General features: G+C 64.6%; 13 protein-coding genes. 8 read left to right on the plus strand and 5 right to left on the minus strand.

Annotation, left to right across the window (positions count from 1 at the left end; all coding sequences use genetic code 11):
• Nucleotides 1-18 precede the first annotated feature (18 nt).
• The 7 genes from trkA (at nucleotide 19) to ahpF (ending at nucleotide 10763) form a co-directional block, all read left to right on the plus strand.
• Entirely contained in the window at nucleotides 19-1479 is a 1461-nt protein-coding gene (gene trkA, locus V1261_RS01130) for a Trk system potassium transporter TrkA (RefSeq protein WP_329769538.1), read from the plus strand.
• Between the two features lie 18 nt (nucleotides 1480-1497).
• Entirely contained in the window at nucleotides 1498-2964 is a 1467-nt protein-coding gene (locus V1261_RS01135) for a TrkH family potassium uptake protein (RefSeq protein WP_329769539.1), read from the plus strand.
• 86 nt (nucleotides 2965-3050) lie between these two features.
• A complete protein-coding gene (gene gshA / locus V1261_RS01140; protein WP_329769540.1) occupies nucleotides 3051-4346 on the plus strand; it encodes a glutamate--cysteine ligase in 1296 nt (431 codons plus the stop codon).
• 73 nt (nucleotides 4347-4419) lie between these two features.
• Entirely contained in the window at nucleotides 4420-7245 is a 2826-nt protein-coding gene (locus tag V1261_RS01145; protein ID WP_329769542.1) for a cation-translocating P-type ATPase, read from the plus strand.
• Nucleotides 7246-7323: 78 nt separating this feature from the next.
• The gene (locus tag V1261_RS01150) at nucleotides 7324-8163 is read left to right on the plus strand and encodes a phosphodiesterase (protein ID WP_329769544.1); all 840 of its coding nucleotides are present in this window, start codon (nucleotides 7324-7326) and stop codon (nucleotides 8161-8163) included.
• A gap of 276 nt (nucleotides 8164-8439) precedes the next feature.
• Nucleotides 8440-9003: an alkyl hydroperoxide reductase subunit C gene (gene ahpC / locus V1261_RS01155; RefSeq protein ID WP_329769545.1), complete on the plus strand. Its 564-nt coding sequence runs from the start codon at nucleotides 8440-8442 to the stop codon at nucleotides 9001-9003.
• A 194-nt stretch (nucleotides 9004-9197) separates the two neighbouring features.
• On the plus strand, nucleotides 9198-10763 hold the full coding sequence (gene ahpF / locus V1261_RS01160; RefSeq protein WP_329769547.1) for an alkyl hydroperoxide reductase subunit F: 1566 nt from the start codon (nucleotides 9198-9200) through the stop codon (nucleotides 10761-10763).
• Between the two features lie 73 nt (nucleotides 10764-10836).
• On the opposite strand, the gene V1261_RS01165 is transcribed toward ahpF, so the two are convergent.
• From V1261_RS01165 to V1261_RS01175, 3 genes are all read right to left on the minus strand, one after another.
• Entirely contained in the window at nucleotides 10837-11673 is an 837-nt protein-coding gene (locus V1261_RS01165) for a hypothetical protein (RefSeq protein ID WP_329769548.1), read from the minus strand.
• 169 nt (nucleotides 11674-11842) lie between these two features.
• Entirely contained in the window at nucleotides 11843-12403 is a 561-nt protein-coding gene (locus tag V1261_RS01170; RefSeq protein WP_329769550.1) for an adenine phosphoribosyltransferase, read from the minus strand.
• 120 nt (nucleotides 12404-12523) lie between these two features.
• On the minus strand, nucleotides 12524-14524 hold the full coding sequence (locus tag V1261_RS01175) for a monovalent cation:proton antiporter family protein (RefSeq protein WP_329769552.1): 2001 nt from the start codon (nucleotides 14522-14524) through the stop codon (nucleotides 12524-12526).
• A 155-nt stretch (nucleotides 14525-14679) separates the two neighbouring features.
• On the opposite strand from V1261_RS01175, the gene V1261_RS01180 reads away from it, so the two are divergent.
• On the plus strand, nucleotides 14680-15615 hold the full coding sequence (locus V1261_RS01180) for a LysR family transcriptional regulator (RefSeq protein ID WP_329769553.1): 936 nt from the start codon (nucleotides 14680-14682) through the stop codon (nucleotides 15613-15615).
• Here the strand turns inward: V1261_RS01180 and V1261_RS01185 are convergent.
• Entirely contained in the window at nucleotides 15598-15942 is a 345-nt protein-coding gene (locus V1261_RS01185) for a phage holin family protein (RefSeq protein ID WP_329769810.1), read from the minus strand. The two genes, V1261_RS01180 and V1261_RS01185, sit on opposite strands and share 18 nt — an antisense overlap.
• A gap of 50 nt (nucleotides 15943-15992) precedes the next feature.
• Nucleotides 15993-17705: a long-chain-fatty-acid--CoA ligase gene (locus V1261_RS01190; protein ID WP_329769555.1), complete on the minus strand. Its 1713-nt coding sequence runs from the start codon at nucleotides 17703-17705 to the stop codon at nucleotides 15993-15995.
• Nucleotides 17706-17838: the final 133 nt, after the last annotated feature.

The following is a 17838-nucleotide window of genomic DNA, read 5'->3' on the forward strand; positions in this document are numbered from 1 at the left end:
TCCCCTGGGGCATTCATCATGAAAATCATCATTCTCGGCGCCGGTCGTGTCGGCGAAAGTGTCGCCGAGCAGCTGGTCTCGGAGCAGAACGAGATCACCATCATCGACAACAATGCCGAGATGCTGTCACGCCTGCAGGAACGCTTTGACCTGCGCGGCATCGTCGGTAACGGCGTGGAGCCGGCGATCCTGGCCGAGGCGGGTGCCGCCGATGCCGACGTGCTGCTGGCCTGCACCACGGTGGATGCGCTGAACCTGACCGCCTGCAAGGTGGCGCACCAGAGCTTCAACACGCCCTACCGCATTGCGCGCCTGCGCGCCGCTGGCTGGGATGCCTTCAAGGACCTGCTCGACGAGGACGGTTTTGCCGTCAACCAGGTGATCTGCCCGGAAGCCTCGATCACGCAGTACGTGACCAAGCTGGTGGAGTACCCGGAGGCGCTGCAGGTGCGCGAATTTGCCCAGGGGCTGGCGGCGCTGATCTCGGTGCGCGTGGATTACAAGGCACCGATGCACGGCTCGGCACTGCGCGAACTGGACGTGCTGCTGCCCGAGGCGCGCGCCCATGTGGCCGCGGTCTACCGGCGCTTTGCCAACGAGCCTGACCGCTTCGTGCCAACCAACCCCGATACCGTCATCCTGGCCGGTGACGAGGTGTTCATCCTGGTGGCCATGGAAGATATCCGCCCGGTGCTGCGCCTGTTCCACCAGGCGCTGCCGCCGGTGCGCAGCATGATGATTGCCGGTGGCGGCAATATCGGCCTGCAGCTGGCGCGCACGCTGCAGGACCACATCCAGCTCAAGATCGTCGATACCAACCTGGCGCGCTGCGAGCACCTGTCCACCACGCTGGACAGTTCGGTGCTGGTGCTGCAGGGTGACGTGACCGACGAAGACCTGCTGATGGACGAGAACGTCAGCGAGGTGGATTTCTTCTGCGCGCTGACCAACGACGACGAGAACAACATCATGGCCGGCCTGCTGGCCAAGCAGCTCGGCGTGACGCGCGTGCTGTCCCTGGTGAACCGGCGCAGCTATGCCGACCTGGTGCATGGCACCCAGATCGACATCGCCTTGTCGCCGGCGCAGGCCATGATGGGCGAGCTGCTGGCGCATATCCGCCAGGGTGATGTGCATCAGGTGCACAGCGTGCGCCGCGGCAATGCCGAAGCGATCGAGATTGCCGTGCATGGCAACTCGCGCAGCTCGCACGTGGTCGGTCGTACCGTCGGCAGCCTGCGCATGCCACCCGATACCCATATCGGCCTGATCGTGCGCGGCCTGCCGGACCTGGAAGGCCTGCACCCGGAAGACCGAATCGAGGGCGAGGCAGAGCGGCCGCCAACCCAGCCCGAGGTACTGGCGGCGCGTGATGACACCGAGATCCAGCCCGGCGACCACCTGATCATCTTCGTGCCGCACCGCCGCACCATCCGCGCCGTGGAAAAGCTGTTCCGCGCCCGCCCGACCCTGCTCTGAACCACCACCATGCCGACCGTGCGCCACCTGCTTCCGATCCTGCGCCTGCTCGGCATGCTGATGCTGTACATGAGTGCCAGCATGCTGCTGCCGGTACTGGTGGCGCTGGTGATGCACGACGGCATGGAATGGGTCTACCTGAAAAGCGCTGCGCTGACGGCCAGCATCGGCGCCCTGCTCTGGTTTGGCGCGCGCAAGGCCAGCAACGAGCTGCAGCCGCGTGACGGCGTGCTGCTGGTGGTGCTGACCTGGAGCGTGCTGCCGCTCGTCGCCACGATTCCGTTGCTGATCGGCATGCACGAGATCGGCCGGCCGATCAGCCTGACCCACGCCTATTACGAGGCCACCTCGGGCCTGACCACCACGGGTGGCACGGTGTTGACGAACCTGGACACGCTGCCGGTATCGCTCAATTTCTGGCGCTGCTTCCTGCAATGGCAGGGCGGCATGGGAATTCTAGTGCTGGTGGTGGCGGTGCTGCCACTGCTGGGCATGGGGGGCAGCCAGCTGTTCCGCGCCGAAATGGCCGGCCCGATGAAGGAAACCAAGCTGACGCCGCGCATTGCCGATACCGCTGCCGGCCTGTGGATGATTTACGCCATCCTGTCACTGCTCTGCTATATCGGCTACTGGATGGCCGGCATGCCGCCGATCGACGCCATCATGCACACCTTCAGCACCGTCAGCCTGGGCGGCACCTCCAGCCACGATGCCAGCTTTGCCCACTACAACTCGGTGGCGGTAGAGGCCGTGGCGATGGTGATCATGCTGCTGGCAGCCTGCAACTTTGCGCTGTACTTCAGCGCCCTGCGCCGCAACGATGCGCGCATCCTTTGGCGCAACCCGGAGCTGCGCATGACGCTGATCTGCCTGGTCGGTGGCGGCCTGCTGGTGTCACTGGTGATCTGGGGCACGCAGGACTACACGTTTGGCAAGGCACTGCGCCTGGGCATGTTCCACACCATCTCGATCGGCACCACCACCGGCTACTCGACCTGGAACTACGAGGCCTGGGTGCCATTTACCTCGGTCTTCATGCTGCTGCTGTCCAGTTTTGCCACCAGTGCCGGCTCTACCGGTGGCGGCATCAAGACACTGCGCTGCATGGTGCTGTTCCAGACCGCGCGCCACGAGCTCAACCGCATCGTGCACCCGCGCGCGGTGCAGACGCCGCGCATCGGCCAGACGCGCATTCCCGATACCATCATCCGTGCCGTGGTGGCCTACATGGTGCTCTACGTCAGTACGGTGCTGATCATGACGCTGCTGATGCTGGCCAGCGGCCTGGATCTGGTATCGGCCTTTGCCGCCACGCTGGCGAGCGTCAACTGTACCGGCCTGGGGCTGGGCCAGGTCGGCCCGACCTCCAACTACGCCGCCCTGAACGATTTCCAGGTCTGGCTGTGCAGCATCGGCATGATTCTCGGCCGCCTGGAACTGCTGAGTTTCTTTGTGTTGCTGATGCCTTCGTACTGGCGGCGTTGAGGGTGTATGCTTTATGATGCCTGCTGGTCGGGCATGGGCTTGCAGCTGGTGCAGGCCGCTTCCGCTTTTCCTCCTACAGGTCCTGCATGGTTCCCCATCTTGTCACCGCCCTGAGCGGTCCCATCAACGAACTTGAGCAGCGCATCATCGATTCGATGCCTGCCACAGAGCGCTGGTTCCGGCTCGAGTGGATGGAGCACACGCCTCCGTTCTACACTTCGGTGGATATCCGCAATGCCGGCTTCAAGCTGGCACCCGTCGACACCAACCTGTTCCCCGGCAGCTGGAATCACCTGAGCGAAGACATGCTGCCGCTGGCGGTGCAGTCGGCCATGGCCGCGATCGAGAAAATCTGCCCGGAAGCACGCAACCTGCTGCTGGTGCCGGACAAGCGCCTGCACAACAGCTTCTACCTGACCAACCTGGCGCAGCTGACGCGCATCTTCCGCATGGCCGGCCTGCATGTGCGCATCGGTTCGATCGATGCTGACCTGACAGAACCGCTGACGCTGCAACTGCCGATGGGCGACAGCCTGGTGATCGAGCCCGCCATCCGCACCGAGCGCCGCCTCGGCCTGAAGGATTTCGACCCCTGCACCATCCTGCTCAACAATGACCTGAGCCTGGGCACGCCGGGCATCCTGGAAGACCTGCACGAGCAGTACCTGCTGCCGCCGCTGCACGCCGGCTGGAGCATCCGCCGCAAGAGCCGCCACTTTGCCTGCTACGAGGAAGTCGTCAAGCGCTTCAGCAAGCTGCTCGGCATTGACCCCTGGCTGATCAACCCGCTGCACGCCACCTGTGACGATGTCGATTTCAGCGGCCAGGGCAAGATGGACGTGCTGCGCGCCACCACCGAATCGGTACTGGGCAAGGTGCGCCGCAAGTACAAGGAATACGGCATCAACGAGCGGCCCTTCGTGGTGATCAAGTCCGACAACGGCACCGAAGGCATGGGCATCATGACGATCCGTGACGGCAAGGAACTGGACGACCTGCCGCCGCGCGTGCTGCAGCGCATGCAGGCCGGCAAGAACGGCCAGCAGGTGCGCAGCGTGATCGTGCAGGAAGGCGTGCTGACCAACGAGCGCATCAATGACGCCGTGGCCGAGCCGGTGGTCTACACCATGGACCGCTATGTGGTGGGTGGTTTCTACCGCGTGCACGCCGACATGGGTGAAGACGAGAACCTGAATGCGCCGGGCGCGCATTTCGTGCCGCTGGCCTTCCACAACAGCGCGCACCTGCCCGAGCCGGGCCGCCAGCCGGGTGCCAGCGCGCCCAACCGCTTCTACATGTACGGCGTGATCGCGCGCCTGGGCATGCTGGCCGCCAGCTACGAACTGGAAGCCACCGACCCGCTGGCCGAAGACCTGGTCTGAGCGCCGGCGCACTGGCGCGGCATCCTGCTGCAATGCACAATGGGGACAGCCACCATCTGCCCCAGGAGTCGCCATGCCCGCCAGTGAGCCCACGCACCAGCCAGATCCCAGCCTGCAGGCCGAATCACGGCTGCTGACGCAATGGCAGAGCGACCCTGAGCGCGGACTGGACAGCGCGCAGGTGGCTGAACGGCTGCAGCAGCATGGCCCGAACCTTCTCGACAGCAAGCCGCCAGTACCCGGCTGGCGCCGCTTCCTGCGCCAGTTCCAGGATCCGCTGATCTACCTGCTGCTGGCCGCCATTGCCATCACGATCGTGGTCTGGGCACTGGAAGATTTTGCCGGCTGGCCGGTGGATGCCATCGTCATCACCGCCGTGGTGCTGCTGAATGCCCTGCTCGGCTTCCTGCAGGAAAGCAAGGCCGAAAACGCGGCCGCTGCGCTGGCGCGCATGACCGAGATCATGGTCACGGTACAGCGCGACGGCCATCCGCAGCGCATCCCCAGCAGCTCACTAGTGCCGGGCGACATCCTGCTACTGGCCGAAGGCGATGCCGTGGGCGCCGATGCGCGCCTGCTGCAGGCGCACACGCTGCGCGTACAGGAGGCCTCGCTCACCGGCGAAAGCGAGGCGGTGCTGAAGCAGGCGATCACGCTGGCGGAACCGGTGGCGCTGGGCGATCGCATCAATATGGTATTCAAGGGCACGGCGGTGGCGGGCGGCAGCGGCCTGGCACTGGTCACGGCCACCGGCATGCGCACCGAAATGGGCCATATCGCCCACCTGCTCAGCAGCACTCAGGAGGAGGAAACGCCGCTGCAGAAGGAAGTGGCCCGGCTCGGCCGCATGCTGGGCATGGTCGTGATCGCGGTGGCGCTGCTCGTGATTGCCACGCTGTTGTTGCTCGGTGATGTGCACACGCTGCAGGGGCTGATGACAGTGCTGCTGTTTGGCGTATCACTCGCCGTGGCGGCGGTGCCGGAAGGCTTGCCCGCCGTGCTGTCAGTGGTGCTGGCGGTGGGCGTGCAGCGCCTGTCGGCCGACAAGGCCATCGTCAAGAAGCTGTCCTCGGTCGAGACGCTTGGTTCCGCCTCGGTCATCTGCAGCGACAAGACCGGCACGCTGACCCGGTCCGAAATGACGATCGAGCGCATTGCCAGCGCCTCGGGTATCAGCACGGTGAGCGGCACCGGCTATGCGCCGCAGGGCGAGATCACGCACCAGGGACAGGCGCTGCACACGCAGCCAGCGCTGTGCCATGAGCAGCAATGGGTGCTGTGCGGCGGCAGCCTGGCCAGCAATGCGGCGCTGGAACAGGATGCAGACGGCCACTGGCGCATTCTCGGCGATCCGACCGAAGGCGCGTTCCTGGTGGCGGCCGCCAAGCTGTGCGACAACGGGCTGGACATGCAAGGCTTCGAGCGCCTGGCCGAACTGCCTTTCGATTCCGATCGCAAGCTGATGTCGGTGGTGCTGCGCGAGCAGGCCAGCGGCCGGCTGCTGTTGCTGACCAAGGGCGCACCTGACGTGCTGCTGCAGCGCAGCGCCCGCGTGCAACTCGGCGATGCAGAGATCGCCCTGGACGAGACGCATCGCCAGCGCTTCCAGTCCGAAGTCGATGCCATGTCCGATGCCGCCCTGCGCACGCTGGCGGTGGCCTGGCGCACGCTGACGCCGGAGCAGGCGCAGCAACCCGACCTGGCGCTGGAGCAGCAGCTGACGCTGGCCGGCGTGGTCGGTATCATCGATCCGCCACGGCCCGAAGCACGCCAGGCGATCCGGCAGGCGCACCAGGCCGGCATCCGCGTCATCATGATTACCGGCGACCACCCGCGCACCGCCTTGCGCATTGCCGTCGACCTGGGCATCGTGCCGGCTGATGCGCGCGTCCTTACCGGGCCGGAGCTGGACGAACTGCTGGCACAGGGCGAGGCGGCCTTTGCCGCCGCCGTGCGTGAAGTCTCGGTCTATGCCCGCGTTGCACCGGCGCACAAGCTGCGCATTGTCGATGCGCTGCAGGACGATGGGCATATCGTTGCCATGACCGGTGACGGCGTCAACGATGCGCCGGCGCTCAAGAGTGCCGATATCGGTGTCGCCATGGGCATTACCGGCACCGAGGTGACCAAGGAAGCGGCGCGCATGATCCTGGCCGACGACAACTTTGCCACCATCGTCAAGGCGGTGCACATCGGGCGCGGCATTTTCGGCAATATCCGAGAATTCCTGCGCTACCTGCTCTCGTCCAACATGGGCGAGGTGCTGACGGTGTTCCTGGGCGTGCTGGGTGCCGGCGTGATCGGCCTGAATGCAGGCCCCGAAGCGGCCGCCGGCGCGCTGGTGCTGCCGCTGCTGGCCACGCAAATCCTCTGGATCAACCTGATCACCGATTCCGCCCCGGCGCTGGCACTGGGCATGGACGCCCCGGAAGACGACGTGATGGAACGCCCGCCACGCCAGGCCAGCGAGCGCGTGGTGGATGGCCGCATGTGGCGCCAGGTGACGCTCAGCGGCCTGGTGATGGCGCTGTCCACGCTGCTGACCATGGACCTGTTCCTGCCCGGCGGCCTGCTGCCCAACCTGCTGGGCAGCGACACGCATGACCTGACGCTGGCACGCACCGCCGGTTTTACCGTGCTGGTCATGGCCCAGCTGTTCAACTGCCTGAACATGCGCTCCGACCATTTCAGCGCCTTCCATGGCCTGTGGCGCAATGGCTGGCTGTGGGCGGCACTGGCGCTGTCGTTCGTATTGCAGGTGGCCGTGGTCGAGCTGTCCTGGCTGAACCTGAGCTTTGGCACCACGCCAATGAGTCTGCCGCAATGGCTGGCTTGCATCGGCATGGGCAGCCTGGTGCTCTGGTACGGCGAAATCGAGAAATTTATTGCCAAGATGTAACATAGTTCACAGTCTTGCCGGATTTCTGCAGCTAAGCTTAAAAAAGCTGTCACCCCAAAACTGTTTCGACTATCCGGCATGTCCACACTGTTGCTTCAACTGACCGATCTGCACATCCTGGCTTCTGGTGAACTGGCTTATGGCCAGATCGATACGGCGGGCCTGCTGCGCCAGACCATCCAGGCCATCCAGGCGCTGGAGCGCCGTCCGGATGTCGCCGTGGTGACAGGTGACCTGGTGGACAACGGCAGCGCGGCAGCCTACGCCCACCTGAGCGAACTGCTGGCTCCCCTCGACATGCCGCTGTACATGCTGCCCGGCAACCACGATGACCGTCTGCAACTGCATCGCGCGTTCCCGGAAGGTGCGCCGCTGAATGCCGATGGCTTTGTGCAGTACAGCGTCGACTTGGGCGCCGTGCAGCTGATCGTGCTGGATACGCTGGTGCCCTACGCCAGCCACGGTGCCTTGTGCGCCCGACGCCTGTCCTGGCTGTCTTCGGCACTGGACGACTGCCGCGACCGGCCGGTCGTGGTCGCCATGCACCACCCGCCCTTCATCACCGGCATCGACCACATGGACAAGATCGGCCTGCTGGAGGGCGCCCCCGAACTGGATGCGCTGCTGCGCCGCCATCCGCAGGTGCAGCGCCTGCTGTGCGGTCACATGCACCGCTCCATCCAGTGCCTGTTTGGCGGCACGCTGGCCAGCACCCTGTCCTCGACCGCACACCAGGTGGCCATGGGCCTGTCGCCCGACGCCGAGCCGCAATGGACCCTGGAGCCGCCCGGTTTCGGCCTGCACCTGATCAATGCACGGGGCCAGATCGTGAGTCACCAGGGGACCAGCGCCCCCTATGCCGGCCCCTTCCCGTTCGCCAGCGAGCCACCCGCCATCCTGTTGCAGGCTACGGCTTGAAACACCTGACGACTTGAAGCTTTTCGCTGGTCTGCAACAATGGAGACAGCACTTGTCCAGTGCTGTCTGACAGTCTGGACAAGCGCCAATAGTCCCAGACTATGCATTGATTAGATTTATACAAAACACAAGTCGATAGCAATCGACTATCATTCAATGGTGTTCAGTAGATGGTCTGACTTTGCTGTCACAGGGGCTTCAAGGGCGCCTGCTACAACAGCTGCGGGCCATCCCGATCCCGACCGTTTTTTCACCCCAACTCACCAGGAGATATCCATGTCACTGATCAACACCGAAGTGCTGCCTTTCACCGCCGACGCATTCAAGAACGGCGAGTTCATCAAGGTTTCCGACGCCGACCTGAAGGGCAAGTGGTCTGTCGTGATGTTCTACCCCGCTGACTTCACCTTCGTGTGCCCGACCGAGCTGGAAGACCTGGCCGACAACTACGAAGCTTTCCAGGCCCTGAACTGCGAAGTCTACGCCGTGTCCACCGACACCCACTTCAGCCACAAGGCCTGGCACGACACCTCCGACGCCATCGGCAAGATCAAGTACACCATGATCGGTGACCCGACTGGCCGCATCACCCGCAACTTCGGCGTGATGATCGAGGAAGCTGGCCTGGCTGACCGCGGCACCTTCGTGATCGACCCGGAAGGCAAGATCCAGATCGTGGAAATCCACGCTGGTGGCATCGGCCGTGACGCTTCCGAGCTGCTGCGCAAGGTGAAGGCTGCCAAGTACGTGGCCGAGCACCCGGGCGAAGTCTGCCCCGCCAAGTGGCAGGAAGGCGCCGAGACGCTGAAGCCCTCCCTGGACCTGGTCGGCAAGATCTAAGTCCACGCCTTGACCGGATGGCCGCCAGGCCATCCCGACAACGCCGAGCCAGACGGCGACGCAGCTTTCGCCGCTGCGCCGTCTGGCTTTTTTTACCCGCAAGAAACCTGAACGTGCTGCTTTGAATGATGTTTGCCACCAGCAGCCATGATTGAAACCAGCATCTTTTGACGATGACAGAAAAGGAGATCCCCATGCTTGACCAGCAACTCGCCGCCCAACTGAAAGCCTACCTGGAGCGTGTCACCCAGCCGTTCGAGCTGGTGGCCTCCCTGGACGAAGGCAAGTCTTCCGCCGAACTGCGCGGCCTGCTGGAGCAGATCGCCGGCATGAGCGACAAGATCACGCTGCGTACCGACGGCGATGACGCGCGCAAGCCTTCCTTCACGCTGCAGCGTCAAGGCACCAGCACCCAGCTGCGCTTTGCCGCGATCCCGCTGGGCCACGAGTTCACCTCGCTGGTGCTGGCGCTGCTGTGGACCGGTGGCCACCCGCCCAAGGAAAGCGAAGAAACGCTGCAGGCAATCCGCAACCTGCCGGGCGAGTACAACTTCGAGGTCTACATGAGCCTGTCCTGCCACAGCTGCCCGGATACGGTCCAGGCGCTGTCGCTGATGGCGATCCAGAACCCGAACATCAAGGTCACCATCATCGATGGCGCGCTCTACCAGAAGGAAGTGGAAGAGCGCCAGATCATGGGCGTGCCCACGGTGCACCTGAATGGCGAGATGTTCGCCAACGGCCGCATGAGCGTGGAAGAGCTGCTGGCCAAGCTGGACACCGGCGCTGCCGCACGCGATGCCGAAAAGCTGAGCCAGAAGGCTCCGTTCGACGTGCTGGTGGTGGGTGCCGGCCCGGCAGGCGCTGCTGCTGCCATCTACGCTGCTCGCAAGGGTATCCGCACCGGCCTGCTGGCCGAGCGCTTTGGCGGCCAGATGATGGACACGCTGAGCATCGAGAACTTCATTTCCGTGAAGGAAACCGAAGGCCCGCGCCTGAGCGCCGCGCTGGAAGAACACGTGCGCCACTACGATGTGGACGTGATGCCGCTGCAGCGCGCGGCCGCCATCAAGCCGGCCGAGCAGGCCGGCGGCCTGATCGAAGTGACGCTGGAAAACGGTGCCGTACTGAAGTCCCGCTCCGTGATCCTGGCGACCGGCGCCCGCTGGCGCGAGATGAATATCCCGGGCGAGACCGAGCACAAGACCAAGGGCGTGGCATTCTGCCCGCACTGTGACGGCCCGCTGTTCAAGGGCAAGAAGGTCGCCGTGGTGGGCGGCGGCAACTCCGGCGTGGAAGCCGCCATCGACCTGGCCGGCATCGTCGAGCACGTGACCCTGCTCGAGTTCATGCCCGAGATGAAGGCCGACGCCGTGCTGCAGGACAAGCTGCGCAGCCTGAAGAACGTGGACATCCTGACCAACGTGCAGACGACCGAGGTGATCGGCGATGGCACCAAGGTCGCCGGCCTGCGCTACAAGGACCGTGCGTCCGGCGAGGAGCACCAGCTGGATCCGGCCGGCATCTTCGTGCAGATCGGCCTGCTGCCCAACACCGACTTCGTCAAGGGCACGGTCGAACTGAGCAAGTTCGGCGAGATCGTGGTCGATGCCCGTGGCGCAACCAACATCCCGGGCGTGTTTGCTGCTGGCGACTGCACCACGGTGCCGTACAAGCAGATCATCATCTCCATGGGTGAAGGTGCCAAGGCCTCGCTGTCGGCCTTCGACTACCTGATCCGCAACAGCAGCCAGGACTGATTCCCCAGTCTGCGCTGACATGGCAAAGGCCTGCCGGGTTGCCCTGGCAGGCCTTTGTCGTATCCGGCAAGGATCAGCGCGCGTTGATGCGGTCGCGAATCGGACTGCCGCTGCCCATGCCGGACGGGCGCATGCGCTGCATGCCCTCGGCGCGTGGTGCACGTGGTGCCCGTTGCACGCCTTCCGGGCGCTGTCCGCGCATGCCATCGGGACGCTGGGCACGCGGCCCTTCCGGACGCATGCCGGCCGGGCGTTGCGGTCGCGTGCCATCCGGCAGCACCCGCTGCGGACGATCCGGGCGCACGCCATCGGGCCGGTTGCGCGGACGCTCGCCGCGTTGCCAGCCATCGGGTCGATCCGGACGGTCAGCGCGGTTCGGACGATCCGGGCGGTTCGGACGTGTACCGTCACCGATCACCGGTCGATCCGGGCGCGTACCGGGTCGCACACCATCCGGACGGTCCGGTCGCACCGCGGGACGGCTGCCAATCGGACGGCGACCATCGCGATCGTAACGGTCGTAGCGCTCATCCCGGTCGTAGCGATAACGCGGTGCCTGATGGCGGTACAAGCCGCTGCCACGGTTCCAGTAGCCGTTCTGCCAGAGATAGCCACGCGGCGTATGGCGCCAGTAGCCGGACGTCCAGTCATAGTAGCCGACCGGCGGTCGTACCCAGGAGCCGGCACGCCAGTAGTAGCTGCTGCCGCCCCAGAGCCAGACGCCCGGCATCCAGACCACGTTGACCGATGGGCGCACCGTGATCGTCTCCTGCAACGGCGCCGGAGGCTGTTGCAGCACATAGCCCTGCTCGCCTTCGGCATATTCCAGCACCTGACCGTCTGCCGTATGCAATACGCGCGGGCTGGAAGTGTGCACGGCACAGCCGGTCAGCAGCAGGCCGCCGGCCACGCCCAGGCCAAACAGCAGGCGCTAGTGCCAGCGCGAAGGGGAAGAATGATCGGTTGCCATGACGGACTCCTGTTGCAAGCGCCCTCCTGCCATTGCGGATGGGCATGCTGCTTGGATATCGCTACGGCCACGCTTGTTCAATGCCAAGCGTAACAAGACATGTACAGCCTCAGTGGCCGGCGAAATCGACCAGGGTGAACAGTTCCAGGCCGGCGCCACGCAGGCGCTGGCTGCCACCCAGCTCGGGCAAATCGACAATCGCCACCCCTTCGATGATGTCAGCACCCAGGCGGCGCAGCAGATTGCAGCCGGCCATCATGGTGCCGCCGGTGGCAATCAGGTCATCGACCAGCAGCACGCGCTGGCCGGCATGCACGGCATCGGTATGCAATTCGACCGTGGCCACGCCGTATTCCAGCTCGTAGCTTTCTTCCACCGTCTCGTAGGGCAGCTTGCCCTGCTTGCGGATCGGCACAAAACCGACGTTGAGCTCATAGGCCAGCACCGAGCCGATGATGAAACCACGCGCATCCAGCCCGGCCACCACATCAGGACGCAGCGCCGGATCCATGTAGCGGTGCACAAAGGCATCGATCAGGATGCGGAACACGCGCGGATCCTGCAGCAGCGGCGTGATGTCGCGGAACTGCACGCCGGGGGCCGGCCAGTTGGACACGGTACGGATATGGCTGCGCAGGTAGTCCCGGACGTTGTATTCGGTGGTGCTCATGGCAAGGCTCCGGCAATCAGGAAATGGGGCAATACACCCAAGTGTAGCCGCGGCGCATGGCAATACCGATACCACCAACTGGCGAAAATCGACCGCGCCCCGATGCAAGCGCAGGCAGCCTCAGCGCGTCAGCAGTTCCTCGACCTCGGCCAGATCCAGCTGCCGGCCGCTGAGCACCAGCGTGTCTTCGGGCTGCACCAGCATTTCCGGCCGTGGTGCCAGCGACACGCCGTTGGCGCGGCGCAGGCTGACCAGCGCCACCTGGTAGCGCTCCAGCATCGGCATCAGGTCCGAGATCGTCATGCCGATCGTGGCCGAGCTTTCCGGCAGCTGCAGCACACTGAGCTTTTCCTGGCTGCCATCCAGCTCCTCCTCGCCGTGCAGGGCTTCATCGGCTCCGCGGAAATAGCCGCGCAACAGGCGATAGCGCTGCGCGCGCTGCATCTGTACCAGCCGCAGCACGCGGCGCAGCGGCACGCCGGTCAACGCCAGTGCATGGCTGGCCAGGATCATGCTGCCTTCCAGCGCCTCCGGCACCACCTCGCTAGCACCAGCGGCGCGCAGCGTTTCCAGATGCCGATCGTCTTCGGTGCGCACGATCACCGGCAGCTGCGGCGCCTGCGTGCGCAGTTGGTGCAGCACCTGCAGCGTCATCGGCAGGCTGTTGAAGGTGATGACCACGGCACTGGCGCGTGACAGCCCGGCTGCCGTCAGCGCCGGCATGCGCGAGGCATCGCCGTACACCACCGGCGCGCCGGCGGCACTGGCCTGGCGTACATGCTCCGGATCCAGGTCCAGCGCGATATGCGGAATCGATTCGGCATCGAGCAGGCGCGCCAGGCTCTGGCCGACGCGGCCATAGCCGCAGATGATGATGTGGCCGCTGCGCCCCATGCTCTGGCGCGCGATATTCGTCATCTGCAGCGCTTCGGTCATCCATTCGTTGCGCGCCAGCCGCAGCACCAGCGCATCGCTGTACATGATGATGAAGGGTGCGGCGATCATGGACAGCACCATGCTGGCCAGCACGGCGTTGAACAGCGGTGACGGCAGCAGCTTGTTGTGCAAGGCCAGGTTCAGCAGCACAAAGCCGAATTCGCCAGCCTGCGCCAGGTACAGGCCGGTGCGCAGGGCCACGCCCTCGGTCGCGCCCAGAATGCGCGCGCACAGCCACACCAGCACCAGCTTGAACAGCAACGCCGCCAGCAGCAGGCCGAGCACCCAGCCCCAGTGGTCTACCACCTCGTGCCAATCGAGCAGCATGCCGATGGTGATGAAGAACAGTCCCAGCAGCAGGTCGTGGAAGGGCCTGATATCGGCCTCCACCTGATACTTGTAAGGGGTTTCGGCAATCAGCATGCCGGCGATGAAGGCACCCAGCGCCAGGCTGAGTCCGGCCAGCTGGGTCAGCCAGGCCAGCCCCAGCGTGATCAGCAGCACGTTGAGCATGAACAGCTCGTTGCTGCGGTAGCTGGCAACGAAAAACAACCAGCGCTGCATCAGCTGCCGCCCCATCGTCAGCAGGATGGTGACGGCGGCTGCGGCCTTGAGCAGCGCCAGCAGCAGCTCCAGCGCCATGTCATCGTCATTGGCACCCAGGGCCGGAATCAGGATCAGCAAGGGCACCACGGCCAGGTCCTGGAACAGCAGCACGCCCATCACGCGGCGGCCGTGCTCGCTGTCCAGCTCCAGCCGTTCCGCCATCAGCTTGACGACGATGGCGGTGCTGCTCATGGCCAGCACGCCGGACAGCGCCAGCGTGCCCTGCCAGGACAGGTGCCAGAGCTCCGGCCAGAACCAGCGCAGGCCCAGCAACACCAGCGTACTCAGCACCATGGTCAGGCCGACCTGCATCGCGCCCAGCCCGAACACATGGCGCCGCATGGTACGCAGCTTGGACAGGCTGAACTCCAGCCCGATCACGAACATCAGGAACACCACGCCAAACTCGGCCAAGTGCTGGATGCGCGTGCTGTTCTCCACCATCGCCAGCATGTTCGGGCCGATCACCACACCGACCATCAGGTAACCCAGCATCGGCGGCAGCCGGAACGCCCTGAAAATGACCACCCCCAGCACGGCGGCCAGCAGGTAGATCAGGGTGAGCTCGAGCGAAGTCATGGTCGGAGGGCGCGGCGCTCGGGTAATATCCTCTTGCCGGCCTGCAGGTATCAGGATGAAGGTGCTGCATATTACTGCAATCCGTGCCCGGCGTTTCCCCGTTTTTTCTCCTGTTTTTGACGGATTTCTGCTGCAGCCCACTGGCCTGCCTGACGATGGACAAGCTCAAGCACATCGAAACCTTTGTCGCCGTGGCCCAGCGTGGCAGCCTGACGGCCGCCGCCCAGGCCGAAGGCGTGGCCGCCTCGATGATAGGCCGCCGCATGGACGCGCTGGAGGCGCATCTGGGCGTCAAGCTGCTGGTACGCACCACGCGCCGCATCAGCCTGACACCGGAGGGCAGCGCCTTTCTGGAAGAAAGCCAGCGCATCCTGGCCGATATTGCCAATATGGAAGCCGCCGTCAGCGCCGGCAGCGTGCGCGCCAGCGGCCAGTTGCGCATCACGGCACCAGCCGGCTTTGGCCGCCGCCATGTGGCGCCGCTGGTGCTGCGCTTCCACGAACTGCACCCGGAAGTGCGTATCTCTCTCAACCTGAGCGATCGCGTGGTGGACCTGGCGGCCGAAGGCTATGACTGTGCCGTGCGCGTCGGCGACCTGCCGGACTCCTCACTGGTGATCACGCGGCTGGCCGACAACCGCCGCCTGTGCGTGGCCACGCCAGCCTACCTGCAGCGCCACGGAACGCCGCAGCATCCGCGCGAACTGCTCGATGCCGGCCGCTACCAGTGCCTCACGCTCAGCAGCGAAGCCTCGCAGACGCGCGGCTGGGCGTTCCAGGAAAATGGCGAAGCGTTCTATATCAAGCCCAGCGGTCCGCTGGACTGTAGCGATGGCCAAGTGCTGCATACCTGGTGCCTGCAAGGCCACGGCATTGCCTGGCGCAGCACCTGGGAAGTGGCCGGCGATATTGCCGCTGGTCGGCTGCAGTCACTGCTGGATCCGTATACGGCCCCGCCGAATGGCATTTACGCCGTGTTTGCGCAGCGCAAGCTGCTGCCGCTGCGCCTGCGCCTGTGGATCGACTTTCTCAAGGCCAGCTACCAGCAGCCAGGCTACTGGGAAAGCGTCGACTCAGGCAGCACGCCGTAGCAGCGCATCCACCAGCATGCACAGCAGCGAATAGAGGATGGCACCGATCACGGCCGTCCAGAAACCGGCTACCTGGAAGCCGGACAGCATGCTGCCAGCCGCCCAGAACAACAACGCATTGATCACGATCAGGAACAGCCCGAGCGTGATGATGGTCAGCGGCAGGGTCAGCAATTTGAGCAGGGAGCCCAGCACCAGGTCCAGCAGCGCAATCACCACCGCCGCCAGCACGGCAGAACCGTAGCTGGCAATGGTGATGCCGCTGACCAGGTGGGAGACCACCATGAGGGCGCCCGCGTAGAGCAGCCATTTGACAATGAACAGGATCATGGCTGCAGCCTAGCACGAAAACGCGCGCGCATCATGACGACTGCAACTCAGGCCTGCTTCGCCAGTTCCTCGTCGCGCAGGGCGCGGCGCAGGATCTTGCCGATCGGCGTCTTCGGCAGCGCATCGCGGAACTCGATCTGGCGCGGCTGCTTGTAGCGCGTCAGGTTTTCACGGCAATGCGCCTTGATCTCCTTCTCGGTCAGGGTCTGGCCCGGACGCAGCACCACGAACAGCTTGACCGCCTCGCCCGAGTTCTCGTCAGGCACGCCGATCACGGCACACTCCTGCACCGCCGGCAGCAGCGCCACCACGTCTTCCACCTCGTTCGGGTAGACGTTGAAGCCGCTGACCAGGATCATGTCCTTCTTGCGGTCGACGATGGTGAAGTAGCCCTTCTCGTCCACCACGCCGATGTCACCGGTCAGCAGATAGCCGTCCGGCGTCATGGAGCGCGCAGTCTCTTCCGGACGCTGCCAGTAGCCGGCCATGACTTGCGGGCCCTTGATGGCAATCTCGCCACGCTCGCCCAGTTCCTCGACATCATGGCCATCCTCATCGACCAGCTTCATCCAGGTATTCGGCACCGGCACGCCGATGGAACCGGTGAATTCGGGGTTGGTGACCGGGTTGCAGCTCGCCACCGGGCTGGTCTCGGACAGGCCATAGCCTTCGCAGATCGGGCAGTTGGTCTTTTCGTACCAGTCCTTGGCCACGGCGCGCTGTACCGCCATGCCACCGCCCACCGTCACGCGCAGGTGCGACCAGTCGACCTTGTTGAAATCGGCATGGTGCGCCAGGCCGTTGAACAGCGTGTTCACGCCAGGGAAGCTGTGGAATACATGCTTCTGCAGCTCCTTGAGCACGGCATCCAGGTCACGCGGGTTGGGCAGCAGGATGTTCTTGCCGCCCATCTCGGTGCACAGCATCATGTTCACGGTAAACGCGAAGATGTGGTACAGCGGCAGCGCGCAGACAAAGCCGATCTGGTGGTGCAGCTGGCGGCGTGCCAGGCCCGGCTGGTACCAGGCCCCGCACTGCAGCACGTTGGCCAGGATATTGCGATGCAGCAGCATGGCACCCTTGGCGACGCCGGTGGTGCCGCCGGTATATTGCAGCGCAGCCAGGTCTTCCGGCCCCGGCGTCACTTCACGCAGCGCTGTCGGCGCATGGCGCGATACCGCATCGTTGAAGCGCACCACATTGGGCAGCTGGAAGGACGGCACCATCTTCTTGACCTTGCGCACGACAAAGTTGACCAGCGCGCCCTTGAGCCCGCCCATGCGGTCACCCATGGAAGCCAGCACGATGTGGCGCACATCGGTATGCGACAGGCACTGCTCCAGCGTGTGGGCAAAGTTCTCGATGATGATGATCGCCTTGGCACCGGAATCCTTCAACTGGTGTTCCAGCTCGCGCGCGGTATAGAGCGGGTTGACGTTGACCAGCACCAGGCCGGCACGCAGGATCGCCGCCACGGCAATCGGGTACTGAAGGATGTTGGGCATCATCACCGCCACACGGTCGCCCGCCTGCATGCCCGGCAACTGCTGCAGATAGGCCGCCAGCGAGCGGCTGGCACGGTCCAGCTCGCCGTAGGTCATGTCACGACCCATCATGGTGTAGGCCGGCTTGTCGGCGTGGCGCACAAAGCTCTCGTTCAGCAGCTGCACCAGCGAGCTGTAACGGTTCAGGTCGACATCGGCGGGCACGCCTTCAGGATACTGCTTCAGCCACGGGCGGCTGTCGGTAAATGCACTCATTGCTTGTCCCTTGTGTTCTGTCTGTGCTCTCCATCCGGCAGCTGCTTCATGTTTAGCACGATCGTTCGATTTCGGTTTATATCCCGATTTTGGCCAACTTGAAAGCGGCGTGGCGACATTTGTCTGCAGATGC

It is taken from the genome of Brachymonas sp. J145, assembly GCF_036312245.1.
Taxonomy (GTDB): Bacteria; Pseudomonadota; Gammaproteobacteria; order Burkholderiales; family Burkholderiaceae_C; genus Brachymonas; species Brachymonas wangyanguii.